Source organism: Corynebacterium sp. 11A, assembly GCF_008930935.1.
Taxonomy (GTDB): Bacteria; Actinomycetota; Actinomycetes; order Mycobacteriales; family Mycobacteriaceae; genus Corynebacterium; species Corynebacterium megadyptis.
In genome coordinates this window covers 66,703-82,096 of sequence record NZ_PQMR01000009.1, presented here as the reverse complement: position 1 = coordinate 82,096, position 15,394 = coordinate 66,703, and the positions used below count along the sequence as shown (strand labels likewise).

9 protein-coding genes are annotated in these 15,394 nt (G+C 62.8%); 3 read left to right on the top strand and 6 right to left on the bottom strand.

Translation table 11 applies throughout. The features are described 5' to 3' along the window. The first annotated feature begins 155 nt into the window (after positions 1-155). Both GBB18_RS07870 and GBB18_RS07865 read left to right on the top strand, forming a co-directional pair. Positions 156-1,043 (top strand): sulfurtransferase, encoded by an 888-nt coding sequence (locus GBB18_RS07870; protein WP_151641310.1) that lies wholly within the window; start codon positions 156-158, stop codon positions 1,041-1,043. A gap of 463 nt (positions 1,044-1,506) precedes the next feature. Then, positions 1,507-3,285 carry an acetyl/propionyl/methylcrotonyl-CoA carboxylase subunit alpha gene (locus GBB18_RS07865; protein ID WP_151641309.1) on the top strand — a complete coding sequence of 593 codons (1,779 nt, stop codon included), beginning with the start codon at positions 1,507-1,509 and terminating at the stop codon, positions 3,283-3,285. 198 nt (positions 3,286-3,483) lie between these two features. On the opposite strand, the gene GBB18_RS07860 is transcribed toward GBB18_RS07865, so the two are convergent. The 4 genes from GBB18_RS07860 to prpD all read right to left on the bottom strand — a co-directional run bounded on the left by GBB18_RS07860 (position 3,484) and on the right by prpD (position 10,927). Next, complete coding sequence (locus GBB18_RS07860; protein WP_151641308.1) at positions 3,484-6,894, bottom strand: pyruvate carboxylase; 3,411 nt, start codon at positions 6,892-6,894, stop codon at positions 3,484-3,486. Between the two features lie 458 nt (positions 6,895-7,352). Further along, positions 7,353-8,498 carry a bifunctional 2-methylcitrate synthase/citrate synthase gene (locus tag GBB18_RS07855; RefSeq protein ID WP_151641307.1) on the bottom strand — a complete coding sequence of 382 codons (1,146 nt, stop codon included), beginning with the start codon at positions 8,496-8,498 and terminating at the stop codon, positions 7,353-7,355. Next, positions 8,495-9,421, bottom strand: coding sequence for a methylisocitrate lyase (gene prpB / locus GBB18_RS07850; protein WP_151641306.1), 927 nt, complete (start codon positions 9,419-9,421; stop codon positions 8,495-8,497). Before prpB ends, GBB18_RS07855 begins: the two co-directional genes overlap by 4 nt. Continuing rightward, positions 9,422-10,927: a 2-methylcitrate dehydratase PrpD gene (gene prpD, locus GBB18_RS07845; RefSeq protein WP_151641305.1), complete on the bottom strand. Its 1,506-nt coding sequence runs from the start codon at positions 10,925-10,927 to the stop codon at positions 9,422-9,424. A gap of 167 nt (positions 10,928-11,094) precedes the next feature. Between prpD and GBB18_RS07840 the strand changes: the two genes are divergently transcribed. Beyond that, positions 11,095-12,417, top strand: a complete 1,323-nt coding sequence (locus GBB18_RS07840; RefSeq protein WP_151641304.1) for a short-chain fatty acyl-CoA regulator family protein — start codon at positions 11,095-11,097, stop codon at positions 12,415-12,417. Positions 12,418-12,497: 80 nt separating this feature from the next. Here GBB18_RS07840 and GBB18_RS07835 read toward each other — a convergent pair whose 3' ends face one another. Beyond that, positions 12,498-13,904, bottom strand: a complete 1,407-nt coding sequence (locus tag GBB18_RS07835) for an NAD(P)H-quinone dehydrogenase (RefSeq protein ID WP_151641303.1) — start codon at positions 13,902-13,904, stop codon at positions 12,498-12,500. 55 nt (positions 13,905-13,959) lie between these two features. Then, entirely contained in the window at positions 13,960-15,156 is a 1,197-nt protein-coding gene (locus GBB18_RS07830) for an amidohydrolase (RefSeq protein ID WP_151641302.1), read from the bottom strand. Positions 15,157-15,394: the final 238 nt, after the last annotated feature.

Genomic DNA, 15,394 nt, shown 5'->3' with positions numbered 1-15,394 from the left:
GTGGAAGCTTCTCGAGTGTGCGGGTTCGTACCCGCTGCCACCACTGCAGGCCACCGCCCAGCAGGATGGCGAACGATGCTGGCTCCTAGCATCGTCACGCGCTAGGCCACGGCCTCGCACACCTAACGCCCACTGTATGAGGAATGTGATTGTCCATGCCGATCCCTTTTGACCCCAACCCCGTGCTCGCGGACTATGCCCATCCGGAAAAGATCGTGTCTGCATCCTGGTTGTCCGCACGTCTGGGCACCCCTGGGCTCCGCGTGGTGGAATCCGACGAGGACACCCTCCTCTATGACATCGGCCACGTGCCTGGGGCGGTGCGCATCGATTGGCGCAGCGAGCTCAATGATCCGCTGATCCGCGATTACATCACCGCCGAGCAATTCGCCGAGCTTATGCGCTCGAAGGGCATCGCCAATGATGACACCGTGGTGATCTACGGCGATAAATCCAATTGGTGGGCCGCCTATACCTTCTGGGTATTCACCCTCTTCGGACACAAGGACGTGCGCCTGCTCAATGGCGGCCGCGATGCCTGGATGGCCGAGGAGCGCGACACCAGCTTCGTGGTGCCGGAGTATCCCCGCACCGACTACGAGGTACCCGTCCGCGACGACTCCGAGCACCGCAGCCTCGTGGCCGAGGTACGGGGGAAGCTCGGAGAAACCACGCTGCTCGATGTCCGCGAACCCGATGAGTACACCGGCGCCGCCTCCAATGCGGAGGGCTACCCCGCTGACACCGTCTCCCGTACCGGCCACATCCCCACCGCCATCAACGTGCCGTGGAATAAGGCCGTCTACGCCAATTCGCGCTTCCGCTCCCGCGAAGAACTCGACGAACTCTATGCCGACTACGACAAGGACGCCGACACCATCGTCTACTGTCGTCTCGGCGACCGCTCCGCGCACAGCTGGTTTGTGCTCAAGTACCTGCTCGGCTTCAGCAATGTCCGCAACTATGACGGCTCATGGATCGAGTGGGGAAACATGATCGGTATGCCCATCGTGCACGGCGAGGACCCGGGCACGCTCGATTAGCGCGCCACCGCTCACGCGGTGGCGCGGGGAGTGGTACCGTCAGCGACAGCTCAGCCACCTCTACTTTTGCTCACAAGACATTCCGACTAGCATCACTAGGCACACCCCGAGGACGCCTCTAACTTCAGGCCTCGCCTCGACCGGTGTGCCTTCACTTATGCCCGTGCCTCTCACGCAGCATTCGAGCCCGCGGACGCTATGCAGGGAGAATAGGACCAAACGCACAGGAATATCCGGGGTGCGCGGGCGCCCGCCGCACCCCGCAACACCTCAGCGCCTTACCCAAATTTAGGTGTGGACGGTGGGGGTAATTACGAAATAACTGATCCAAGCCGCCTTTGCTTTGTTGTTAGGTGTGTAACAATGACAGGTAGCCCGACGCTATCCTCACTGCGCATGCCTGTGCATAGCGAGGATCGCACAGCAAAAACTTAAAGGTTTTCAAAACTCAGGAGGGGTTTTAGTGACCGTCGAACAAAAGAAGATCACCAAGGTGCTGGTTGCCAACCGTGGTGAGATCGCCGTCCGCGTTATTCGTGCCGCTCGCGATGCAGGAATCGCCAGCGTTGCGGTCTACGCCGAGCCTGATGCCGAGGCGCCCTTTGTCGCCTTGGCCGATGAGGCATTCGCCCTCGGCGGCTCCACTTCTGCAGAGTCCTACTTGGTCTTCGACAAGATCCTCGATGCCGCCAAGAAGTCCGGCGCCGACGCCATTCACCCTGGCTACGGCTTCCTGTCGGAGAACGGCGACTTCGCCCAGGCCGTCATCGATGCCGGCCTGATTTGGATTGGCCCCTCCCCGCAGTCCATCAACGATCTCGGCGATAAGGTCACCGCTCGCCACATCGCGCTGCGCGCCGAAGCCCCGATGGCCCCCGGCACCAAAGAGCCGGTCAAGGACGCCGATGAGGTGGTGGCCTTCGCTGAGGAGCATGGCCTGCCCATCGCCATTAAGGCAGCTTTCGGCGGCGGCGGCCGCGGCATGAAGGTGGCCTACAAGATGGAAGAGGTCGCCGACCTCTACGATTCCGCTACCCGTGAGGCCACTGCCGCCTTCGGTCGCGGCGAGTGCTTCGTGGAGCGCTATCTAGACAAGGCCCGCCACGTGGAGTGCCAAGTGGTAGCCGATATGCACGGCAACGTTGTGGTTGCCGGCACCCGCGACTGCTCCCTGCAGCGCCGCTTCCAGAAGCTCGTTGAGGAAGCCCCAGCCCCGTTCCTCACCGATGAGCAGCGTACCCAGCTGCACGAGTCCGCTAAGCGTATTTGTAAGGAGGCCGGCTACTACGGTGCTGGCACCGTCGAGTATCTGGTGGGCTCGGATGGACTCATCTCCTTCCTCGAGGTGAACACCCGTCTGCAGGTGGAGCATCCCGTAACCGAGATGACCACCGGGCTAGATCTCGTGCGCGAGCAGTTCCGCATCGCCGAGGGCCGCGAACTGCACATCAAGGAAGATCCCAAGCCGCGCGGTCACGCCATCGAGTTCCGTATCAACGGCGAGGACGCTGGCTCGAACTTCATGCCGGCCCCCGGCACCGTGGTGAAGTACCACGAGCCCTCCGGCCCGGGCGTGCGCATGGACGCCGGTATCGTCCAGGGTTCCGTGATCGGTGGCCAGTTCGACTCTATGCTGGCTAAGCTCATCGTCTACGGAGAGACCCGCGAGGAGGCGCTGCAGCGCTCCCGCCGTGCTCTCGCCGAGTACGTTGTTGAGGGCCTTCCCACCGTGATCCCCTTCCACGCACACATCGTGGAGAACCCCGCCTTCGTGGGCGATGGTGAGAGCTTCGACGTCTACACCAAGTGGATCGAAGAGGAGTGGGACAATCCGATCGAGCCCTACGTGGATCCCGCAGACGCCGATGAGGAAGAGGAGAAGGTTCCTTCCCAGAAGGTTGTCGTGGAGATCGATGGCCGTCGCGTCGAGGTGGCCCTGCCGGGCGACCTGGCTCTGGGCGGTGGCGCTGGCGGCGCCAAGAAGAAGGCCAAGAAGCGTCGCGCTGGCGGCGGCAAGAAGGCTGTCTCCGGTGACGCCGTGGTCGCCCCGATGCAGGGCACCGTGATCAAGGTGAATGTTGAAGAGGGCCAGGAAGTCAACGAAGGCGACACCGTTGTGGTCCTCGAGGCCATGAAGATGGAGAACCCCGTGAAGGCTCACAAGTCCGGCACCGTGGAAGGCCTCAGCGCCGAGAACGGCTCCGGCGTGTCCAAGGGCGAGCCGCTCATGGAGATCAAGTAGTCAGATACCCTCCCTCATAGCCGCGTGCTGCCTCGTGCACACGCGGCTATGTGCTATCTGAGGCGTTGCTCGTGCTGTCCGAGGTGCTTAGCTCATCTAGCGACGACACGCTCGGCGACCAAGACGGTTCGCGACAAAAACTGGCCCCTGTCCTTACCGGACAGGGGCCAGTTCGCTTATGCGCAGCGGGCGCGGCGGCTACTCGATGACGAGGAGCAGGTCGCCGCCCTCAACCTTGGTGGGTTGTTGCAACGCCACTCGAGTGATGGTGCCATCCACGGGGGCGGTGATGGAGGCCTCCATCTTCATGGCCTCGATCACGGCCACGGCGTCGCCAGCGGAGACTTCATCGCCCACGGAGGCGTTCACGGTGACCGCACCGGCGAAGGGGGCAGCCACATGGCCTGGGTTGTTCGGGTCGGCCTGCTCGGCGGCGGCGGTAATGGATTCCACGGACCGATCGCGCACCTTGATGGGGCGGATCTGGCCATTGACATTGCACACCACGGTGCGCATACCCTTATCGTCCGGCTCGGAGATAGCGTCGAGGCGCACCACGAGACTGGACTGGTTCTCCATACGAATCATAGATTCCTCTGCGGATTTCAGACCGTAGAAGAACTCGCGGTCCGTCAGCACCGAGGTATCGCCGAAGAGGCGACGGTGCTCCGCGAACTCCTTGGTGGGCTGCGGGAAGAGCAGGTGGTTCAGCATTTGGCGGCGGGTATCCACATCCTCGCTACGCAGTGCCTCCTCCGACTCGGAGGACAGCGCCTCCAGCGGGTTCTTTCCCTGGGCTCGGCCGTCGAGGGCCCGGCTCCGCAGCGGCTCCGGCCAGCCCCCCGGAGGGGTGCCCAGCTCGCCGCGGAGGAAGGCGATCACAGAATCCGGGATATCGTATTTCTGCGGATCCTTGGCGAAGTCCGCCGGGTCCACACCCGCGCCGACCAGGTGCAGGGCGAGATCGCCCACCACCTTCGAGGAGGGGGTCACCTTGGTGGGGCGGCCAAGCATATCACTCACGGCCGCGTAGTAGTCCTCGATCAGCTCGAAGCGATCCGCCAATCCCAACGCGGTGGCTTGGGCCTTGAGATTCGATAGCTGCCCGCCTGGGATCTCATGCCGGTAGACGCGACCAGTGGGGCCGGCCAGCCCAGTTTCGAAGGGGGCGTACATTTGACGCACGGCCTCCCAGTAGGGCTCCATATCGGAGATCGCCTTGAGTGATAGCCCAGTGTCGCGCTCGGTATTGGCAAACGCCGCCACGATCGCGGAGAGCGAGGGCTGCGAGGTGGTGCCCGCCAGTGGCGCGGACGCACCATCGACGGCATCGGCGCCGGCCTCTGCAGCCGCCATATAGGTGGCCAGCTGGCCGCCAGCGGTGTCGTGGGTGTGCACGTGCACCGGCAGGTCGAATTCCTTGCGCAAGGCCGACACCAAGGTGCGGGCGGCCTGCGGGCGCATGAGCCCAGCCATGTCCTTGATGGCCAAGATGTGGGCGCCGGACTCCACGATCTGCTCAGCGAGCTTCAAGTAGTAGTCCAAGGTGTAGAGCGTCTCATTCGGGTCGGCCAGATTGCCGGAGTAGGCCATGGCCACCTCGGCCACGGCGGTGTTGGTCTCCAGCACTGCCTCGATGGCGGGACGCATCTGCGAAACATCATTGAGTGCATCGAAGATACGGAAGATATCCACCCCAGAGCGGGCCGCTTCCTGCACGAAGGAGTGGCACACCGTATCTGGGTAGGGGGTATAGCCCACGGTATTGCGGCCGCGCAACAGCATCTGGATATTCACATTCGGAATAGCCTCGCGGAGCTGATCCAGCCGCTCCCACGGATCCTCGTGGAGGAAGCGCAGTGCCACATCGTAGGTGGCGCCGCCCCAGGCTTCCACAGAGAACAACTCTGGGGTGAGATAAGACTGTGCCCGCGCAGCGTGCACCAGCGCGGACTGGCGCACCCGAGTGGCGAGCAGAGATTGGTGGGCATCGCGGAAGGTGGTGTCGGTGACCGCGAGCGTGGTGGTCGCGCGCAGCTGCTCGGCGAACTTCTGCGGGCCGAGCTCCTGGAGCACATCACGGGAACCACGGGGGCGCTCTCCCTTGGGCACCACCGGCAGCTTCGCCTTGGCGCTGCCCACCTGGGGCGCGGAACCATTGGGTTGATTGACGGTGACATCGGCGAGGTACTCGAGGATGCGGCTGGGCTCATCGTCGGCGGGCGGGGCCTGTAAGAGCCACGGGTGGTCCTCGATGAAGGAGGTGGAAATCCGCGCGTGCAGGAAGTCCTCCTCGCGCAGCAGGGCGCGCAGGAATCCAATATTGGTAGCCACACCGGAGACGGTGAACTCGGCCAAGGCGCGCTGGGCGCGCGATACCGCGGTGGCAAAGTTCGGGCCACGGCAGGTCATCTTCACCAATAGCGAGTCGAAGTGCGCGGTAATCTCGCCGCCCAGCATGGCGGCGCCGTCCAAGCGCACGCCTGCGCCGCCCGGGGAGCGGTAGGCGGTGATCACGCCAGTATCGGGGCGGAAACCGTTATTGGGGTCCTCGGTGGTGATACGGCACTGCAACGCCACGCCCTCGGTGTGAATGGCGTCTTGGGTGAGTCCCAGCTGCTTCAGGGTCGCACCCGCGGCGATGCGCAGCTGAGTCTGCACGATATCTACCTGGGTGACCTCCTCGGTCACGGTGTGCTCCACCTGGACTCGCGGGTTCATCTCGATGAACACGTGCTTGCCGTTTTCGTCCACGAGGAACTCCACGGTACCGGCGCCCACATAGCCGATGGACTGACAGAATTTCACCGCATCGGCACAGATCTTCTCGCGGAGCTCGGCGCTGAGTTGCTGGGCGGGGGCGATCTCCACCACCTTCTGGTGGCGGCGCTGCAAAGAGCAGTCGCGCTCGTAGAGGTGGATGACATCACCGGTGGTATCGGCGAGGATCTGCACCTCGATGTGCTGTGGGTTAATCACCGCGCGCTCGATATACACGCTCGCATCGCCAAAGGCCGAGAGCGCCTCACGGGAGGCTTCTTCGGCGAGGGCGCGCAGCTTATCGGGGCTGGGGATAAAACGCATGCCGCGTCCGCCACCGCCGGCCACGGCCTTCACGAAGATCGGGTACTCCTGCCCCTCGGCGGCAGCCACGATGTCATCGATATTGTCACTCGGAGTGGACTCCTCCAGGGTGGGCAGTCCCGCCTTGCGGGCGGCGGTGACGGCCGCAGCCTTGTCGCCAGTGAGATCGAGGATCTCAGCCGGCGGCCCCACGAAGGTGATGCCGGCATCGGCACACTTGCGGGCGAGAGCGGCGTTTTCCGAGAGGAAACCATAGCCGGGATAGATGGCATCCGCCCCAGTTTTTTGGGCGGCGCGGATAATCTCATTCGGATCTAAGTAGGCCTTGACGGGCGCGCCTTCTTCCCCGATGCGCACGGCCTCGGTGGCATGCGAGCGGTGGAAGGAGTTGCGATCCTCGATGGGATAGACCGCCACCGTGCTGGCGTCGATCTCATAGGCGGCGCGGAAGGCACGTACCGCGATCTCACCGCGGTTGGCCACGAGCACCTTGTCAAAACTGGGCAGGGACTGATCCTGATTCATATATCTCTTTCTTGGTCGTGTGCCCGTTGTGTCGGGCATATCACACAGAGTAGTGACGTTGAACGCCGCGCTGTGTATGCGCCGTGGAAGAGCAGATGGCTCCGGCGCATGTAAGGAGGAACATGCACCGGAGCCATGATCGTCTCCCTCACACATCCCACATCCTAATGTGGAACGCACCCTAAGAGCCCGAACGCCTCCGCACCGACTGGTGTGCTGCGATGGTGCATCGCCCACATCAGCGAGAGTGAAGTCTAGGCGACCCCTGCCTTTAACTCGGTTATGACTGCCGCTAAAGACCTGAGTGCCGCTTTTTTCTTCATCTCCCGTGCGTGCAGGAACCACCGTGTCGACGCGGCTGCGTGATGCGCCCACCATGCCTGTGGATTTGGGAGTGAGTGAGAGACGCTACCGCCCCTCCTCGGGGGCATCCCCGATAGGGAGGTGCGGAAGTCGTGTTATTCGACCGTATGGGCCGGAACCTTGCGCTGCTCTTCGCCGTTGTAGGCGGAGAGCGGGCGGATGAGCGAGTTGGACTCATTCTGTTCAATGATGTGCGCTGTCCACCCGGTGATCCGCGCCATCACGAAGATGGGAGTAAAGAACTCCACATCGAATCCGAGCAAGTGATAGGCCGGCCCAGAGGGAAAGTCTAGGTTCGGTTTGATGCCCGTGGCCTCGTCCATGGTCCGCGCCATGATGTCGTACATCTCCACCCACGTATCGCCATCGTGGTTCTCGGCGAGCTCCCGAAACGCCGCCTCCATGGTGGGAACGCGGGAATCGCCGCGCTTGTACACGCGATGGCCGAAGCCCATGATCAGTTCCTTGTTGGCCAGGGCATCCTTCACCCACTGCTCCGCTCGAGCGGGGTCGCCGATCTGCAACATGGTGTGCATGACGGCTTCATTAGCGCCGCCGTGCAGCGGCCCCTTGAGGGCACCGATGGCGCCAGTGACGGCCGAGTAGGTATCAGACATGGTGGAGGTGATCACGCGTGCCGTGAAGGTCGAGGCGTTGAAGGAGTGCTCCGCGTAGAGAATGAGCGACTTATCAAAGGCCTCAATATCGGCGCGATCATTGGCTGGGGATCCCTCAGCATCACCGAACACCATGTGCAGGAAATTCTCCGCGAAGCCCTTGCGCGTGGAGGGCTCAATATAGCCTTCGCCGCGGCGGCGGCGAATATCCAGGGCAATCACGGTAGGCAGCTTGGCCATGAGCTCCAGCGAGGTCCGGCGGATGTGATCGGAGTCCTTGGTATAGGCCTCAGGATCTTGGGAGCCGATATAGCTGACAGCGCTGCGCAGCACGTCCATGGGGTGACAGGTGGTGGGCATCTTATTCACCAATTCGATCAGCCCGCGATCGATATGCCGCAGGGCTTTTTCGCGGATGGAGAAGCGACGCAGCTCATCAGGGGTGGGCAGCTCACCATTCCACAGCAGGTAGGCCACCTCCTCGAAGGTGCAGTAACGAGCGAGTTCCTGGACGGGGTAGCCGCGGTAGGTCAGAGAGTTCGTCTCCGGCACCACCTTGGACACGGCGGTGTAGTCCACCACCACCCCAGCGAGGCCCTTGCGAATTGTTGTGTCCTGAGTCATTGTTTTGCCCCACTTTCTGGGTTCGTGTAGGTGAAGATTTCTTGATCGAAGGCGTTGTACTCGGCGTAGCGCAGGAGCTCATAGAGCCGGGAACGATGCTGCATTCGCTCCAGCCACCCCTCTTGGGTGCCAGTCACTGCGAGCTCCTGGAGGGCGTCTTCTACCTGACCCATGGCGATACGCAGCGTGGTCACGGGATAGATCACAGCGTTATAGCCGATGTCCTGCAGCTGCTGGGCGGTGAGCAGCTGGGTTTTGCCGAACTCTGTCATATTCGCCAACAGCGGGATATCGACGGCGGCACGGAAGGCCTCAAAGTCCTGTGGCGTGGTGAGGGCCTCACTGAAGATCATGTCGGCTCCCGCATCCGCATAGGCGCGCGCTCGGTCGATGGCGGCGTCGATTCCTTCCACGCCTGCTGCATCGGTGCGGGCACAGATGATGAAGTTCGGATCGGCGCGTTCATTCACCGCCGCCGTGATGCGGCGAACCATGAGCTCGGTGGGCACCACCTCTTTGCCATCGAGATGGCCACAGCGCTTGGGATTGACCTGATCTTCGAGGTGGCAGCCGGCGACTCCGGCGCTTTCCAGCTCAGCGATGGTGCGGGCCGCGGACATGGGTTCACCGAAACCGGTGTCGGCGTCGACAAGCACCGGCAAGGATGTGCTCCGAGCAATCTGCCGCGAGCGGGCAGCCACCTCGCTGAGGGTGGTCAGGCCGATATCGGGTAGCGCGAGATCGGCGGCGACGACGGCGCCGGAGACGTAGACGCCATCGAACCCGGCGTCCTCGATAGCCCGAGCGACCAGTGGCGAGAATGCGCCGGGCAGTCGCTGCAATTCGCCGCTGCGCAAGGAGCGCGCGAAGCTGGCGCGTATATCGCGGGCAGTGGCCGCAGGGGCGAACAGTCGCTCGTTCATCTAGAACAGCCCCTTCCCGGTGTGCGGCGCCTCTGCCAACACGTCCTCGCGAACCTGGAGATTGAGCTGATTCAACTCCGCGCCCGACAGATCGGCACAGTTCTGCACAGCGTCAAGGAAGCGCTCCTGCTCCTGCTTATCGACGACGCCCTCTGCCAGAGTGGTGAATTTCTGAATGTAGTTCTCTCGAGCGAAGGGACGTGCACCAAGGGGGTGTGCATCCGCAACGGCGATCTCATCCTCGATCACCTCGCCGTTTTGCAGCGTGATCACGGCGCGGGCGCCGAAGGCCTTCTCCGTGGGATCGGTGGAGTGATAGCGGCGGGTCCACTCGGGGTCTTCCACCGTGGAGATCTTGTGCCACAGCTCGATGGTTTCTGGGCGGTGGGCGCGCTCGGGCGCATAGGAGCGCTCGTGGTGCCAATCGCCGTCCTCCAAGGCCACGGCGAAGATGTACATGATCGAATGATCGAGGGTTTCTCGAGAGGCATCGGGGTCGAACTTTTGCGGGTCATTCGCGCCAGAGCCGATCACGTAGTGGGTGTGATGGCTGGTGTGCAGCACAATGGACTCGATCTGGGAGAGGTCAGCGATGCGCTCGCGCATCCGGCGCGCAAGATCAATGGGCGCCTGGGACTGATACTCCGCGGAGTGCTCCTTGGTGAAGGTATCGAGGATGGCCCGCTTCGGCTCGCCCTTCTCCGGCAGCGGCACGTGGTAGGTGTGCTTCGGCCCGGAGAGCAGCCAAGCGATAACGCCATCTTCGCCCTCCCAAATGGGGGCCGGGGCACCCTCGCCGCGCATCGCCCGATCCACCGCTTCGACGGCCATCTTGCCGGCGAAGGCCGGTGCGAAGGCCTTCCAGGAGGAGATGAGCCCCTTGCGCGATTGGCGGGTGGCCGTGGTGGTGTGCAGGGCCTGCCCGATCGCCTGGTAGATGGTGTCCTCGTCCAAGCCGAGCAGCGTGCCGAGGCCAGCAGCAACAGAAGGGCCAAGGTGGGCAACGTGATCGATCTTGTGCTCATGCAGGCAGATGCCTTTGACGAGGTCCACCTGCACCTCATAGGCGGTGGCAATACCAGCAATGAGCTCCGCGCCCGAGCGGCCCGTGTGCTGGGCTACAGCAACGAGGGCGGGAATATTATCGCCAGGATGGGAATACTCGGCGGCAAGGAAGGTGTCGTGGAAATCGAGCTCGCGCACCGCCACGCCATTGGCCCACGCGGCCCACTCGGCGCTATAGGAGCCGGGGATGCCGAATACTTGGGCGCCGCCGGTGGTGACGGCATGCGCCTCGGCTTGGCGGCGAGCCACGGTCACCGGGCGGCGGGCCACAGAGGCTGCGCTCACGGCTGCATTGTCGATGATGCGGTTGATGATCATCTCCTCAACATCTGCATCAACAGCCACGGGGTCCGTGGCGAGTGCCGCGATCTTGGCCGCGAGATGCTCTTTTCGCGGAAACTCTTCAGCGGAGCGGTAGGTCCGCACATCATGGATCTTCATGTCACTTCTCCCTGAGGGGTCGTGCCGTATGGGGTACCGCTAACGCTAGAGCTAAAAATGTTTTTCAGGTCACAGTAAATAGTGAATACTTTTGCAGACTTACCTCGAAGCTTTTGTAAACTCTGTAAAATCCACTGCTAGGTGCACACATAGCAAGGCAGGTAGTCATGGATAAACTTTTTGCGGGGGTACGAATTCGGGCGCTCCGATCCGCCCGCCATCTCACCCAGGCGCAGATGGCGCGGCTGCTCGGCATCTCCACCAGCTATCTCAACCAAATAGAAAACGACAAACGCCCCCTCACGGCGCCGCTGCTGATCTCCTTGGCACAGCACTTCTCGGTTGGTGTGGACTACTTCTCCACGGACAGCGCCTATCGCCATATCGACGGGCTCAAAGAGCGGATCGCGCATGCCCCAGACATCGCGGTGAGCGATGATGAGCTCTACGAGATCGCCACCCACCATCCGGAGTTCACAGCTGCGCTGCTGCGCACCCCGAGAGATGAGAAAGGCAGCGGCTCTAACCCGTACGAAACTGTCCGTGATCTCTTTTATGCCCACCACAATCACTTCCCCGCTATCGAGGAGGAGGCCGAATCTCTCGCTGCGGGTCTCGGATCTGGCTCGCTTCGGAGCATGAACTTGGCCAAACGCCTCGCCGAAGATACAGGGATCAGCGTCCGTTTCAATCATCATCACGTGGGCCCCAAGCGGCAGCTCAGCGCCCATCGGGAATTACGCCTTCGCAGTGATCTCTCCGATGCGCAGCTCTGTTTCGAAATGGCCCTGCAATATGGGCTGATCGTGATGGCCCCACTCTTTGACCGCATCGCTGACACACTGCCGGACAGCACCCGCGACGTGGCGCGACTTGGCTTGGCCCAGTATTTCGCCTCTGCCGTGACCCTGCCCTATGGAGAGTTCCTCGCGCAGGCCGAGCAGTTGAACTATGACATCGAGGCCCTCGGGGTCCGTTTTGGCACTTCCTTCGAGGCCACCTGCCACCGCTTATCTACCCTGCAACGCCCTGGTGCGCACGGGGTGCCCTTCTTCTTCATTCGCACGGATAGAGCAGGCAATATTTCGAAGCGGCAATCCGCCACGTCTTTCCACTTTTCCCACAGTGGCGGCAGTTGCCCGCTCTGGATCATCCATCGCGCCTTCGATACCCCCGAGACCATCGTGCGCCAAGTAGCGGCCATGCCGGATGGCCGCACCTACCTGTGGGTGGCACGCACAATTACGCGCCGGTCGACGAGCTTTAGCCACCACCCCGCCCAGTTCGCCATCGGCCTAGGCTGCGATATCACCCACGCGGATCGCTTGGTGTACTCCCACGGGTTGAATCTCTCCCCTGACGCGGCCACCCCTATCGGCCCTGGCTGCCGCAGCTGCTCACGGCCCGAATGCACTCAGCGGGCCTTTCCCTATGCCCGCTCAACCGTGGAGATTGACCTCTCCCAGTCCGCCCGTTTCCCTTACGCCTAAGGCCGCCGCAGCTATCCCAGAATGCATCGAGCCCCGAGATACGCTGCGTATCTCGGGGCTGAAGAAGGCGTGCGTGTGCGTTACTCCAGATCGTCGTGCTGCACCAACTGGCGGGCAGCCTCGGTGATAGAGCCAGACAGCGTCGGATACACGGAGAAGGTATCGGCCAGATCGGACACCGTGAGGTTGTGATTCACGGCGAGCGCGATGGGCAAGATCAACTCGGAGGCGGTGGGGGCCACCACCACGCCACCGATGACGAGGCCGGAGTTCTTACGGCAGAAAATCTTGACAAAGCCGTAGCGCAGGGCGCGCATCTTGGCACGCGGGTTGGTCGAGAGCGGCAGCTTGATTTGGCGGGCGGCCACCTCGCCGGACTCGAGCTGCGCTTGGGTGATGCCCACCGCGGCAATCTCAGGCCGGGTGAACACCGCGCTGGCGACCGTCTTCAAGCGAATCGGGTTCACGCCCTCGCCAAGGGCGTGGTACATGGCGATGCGCCCCTGCATGGCCGCCACAGAGGCCAGCGGGAAGAGGTCGGTGCAGTCGCCAGCGGCATAAATGCCCGTGACGGAGGTACGGGAGACGCGATCGACCATGATGTGGCCGGAGCGAGCCACCTCAACCCCGATGCGGTCCAAGCCGAGGTCTTTGGTATTGGGTACGGAGCCGACGGTCATCAAGGCGTGCGATCCCTCGATTTCACGTCCATCAGAGGTACGCACGATGACGCCCTCGCCGGTGTTGGTCACGCTATCCACGCGGGCATGCTTTTCCAGCGCCACGCCACGCTCCGCGAGCACGTCCTCGAGGGTATCGGCGGCATCGGCATCATCGTGGGGCAGGATGCGATCGCGGGAGGCCACCATCGTCACCTGCACGCCCATCTCGGCGAAGGCGGAGACGAACTCAGCGCCAGTCACACCGGAACCGACCACGATGAGATGCTCCGGGAGTTCTTTCAGATCATAGATTTGGCGCCAGTCCAGGATGCGTTCTCCATCCGGCACGGCACCGGGCAGCACGCGCGGTGAGGCGCCGGTAGCGATGAGCACGAGGTCGCTCTCGATCACCTCGTTCTCCCCCTCGGCAGTGTGCACCTTCACAAAGTGGGTGGCCTGCTTGAGGGTGCTATCGTCAAACTCGGCGCGACCGTTGATCACGCGCACCCCAGCGCGCTCGAGCTGGGTGCGGATGTCATGGGACTGTGCCTTCGCAAGGTCCAGCACACGCTTATTGGCGGCGCCGAGAGAAAAGAGCACGGTATCGCCGGTATCCACCAGCTTCATGTCATCGGCACGGCGCAGGTCCGTTTTGACGCTGGTGGTGGAGATAAAGGACTTCGATGGCACACAGTCGAAGAGCACCGCGGAGCCGCCGGCTCCTTGATCCTCGATGAGCGTGATCTCGGCACCGTATTTGGTGCCGGCGAGAGCGGCTTCGTAGCCGGCGGGGCCGCCGCCGATAATGACAATGCGCTTAGACAAGATTCCTCCGTGCAGACGATTGTGAAACTATGGGTGGCTTCAGTCTAACGAAACCTTAAGGAATCTCAGGGTTACCGGCCCCAGTATCGGTGGCGAGGTAGCGGTTCAGGATCGCGGCGAAGAGACGAATGCCCACCGAGATGGCGCGCTCGTCCACCACTAGGTCGCCTTGGTGCAAATCCCCGGGGGCGCCGGTGCCACTCCAGCAGCCCAACCGCGCCATGGAGCCAGGCACGTGCTCGAGATACCACGAGAAATCCTCGCCACCGGAGGATTGGGGAGCTTCCACCACGGCGTGCGGATCGACGCTCGTGGCGGCGTCGGCAAGCATCGCCGTAGCCACATCATCGTTAACCACGGGCGGCACCCCGCGCACATAGCGCACCTGCGCCTCGCAGCCGGTGGGCGCAACCACCTGCTGAATAAGCTCCTCCATGAGCGGCTGCATCATGCGCCAGACCCGAATATCAGCGGTGCGCACCGTGCCCAAGAGCACCCCGTGCTGGGGCAGAGCATTAGCGGCAAAACCCGCCTTGACCGAACCGAAGGCCAGCACCGTACCGGAGCGCGGATCCACGCGGCGAGACAATAGTCCCGGCAGCTGGGTGACGAGCGCGCCCAAGGCGTAGACCACATCCTCGGTCAGGTGCGGGCGCGCCGAGTGCCCGCCGTGGCCGGAGACCGTGATGGTGAGGCTATCTGCCGCTGAGGTGATCGCTCCAGTGCGCACCCCCACCTTGCCCACCTTTAGTTTCGGTTCCACGTGCAGCGCGTAGATACTGCCCACTCCCTCGAGGGCACCATAGGAGATCACCTCTGGGGCGCCGCCTTCCAGTACCTCCTCGGCGGGCTGGAAAATGAAGCGCACCCCGAGGTCGAGATCGAAGCTGCTTAATGCGCAGGCTGTGGCCAAGGCGATGGTGGTGTGCACATCGTGGCCGCAGGCGTGCATATAGCCCTGCTTCTCGGAGGCGAAATCAAGGCCCGTGATCTCGGTAATGGGCAGGGCATCGATATCGGCGCGGAAGGCCAGCTTCTCCCCGGTATCGGGGCCGAGATCCACCCGCAGCCCCGTATCGGGAAAACGCACCGGCTCTAATCCATAGGAGCGCAGCACCTGCTCGAGGAAGTCGGTGGTCTCGTACTCGCGGTGCGATAACTCCGGGTGGCTGTGGAGATGACGGCGCCAGCTAAGCACCACATCATGGTGCTCCTCGATCCAGCCCTGTACATGACTCCACACATCGCTCACGCGACTCCGTCCCTCCTCGCGGCAACAAACAATCCTTGAACTCTTCTTCCATTACACACTAGCGGCTTTGCCGTACCAGAACGTGGGGTAATAACGCTAGGCTCAACACAGGACCCCTCCCGCAAGCAGCTAAAGGATAGTCAGTCGTGGAATCCCGCCCCTCCGAACCACACCCCGCTGCCCCTTTGGTCTATGGCACCACCGGCTTCCGCGCTCCCGTCGGGCCAGGACCACGGCA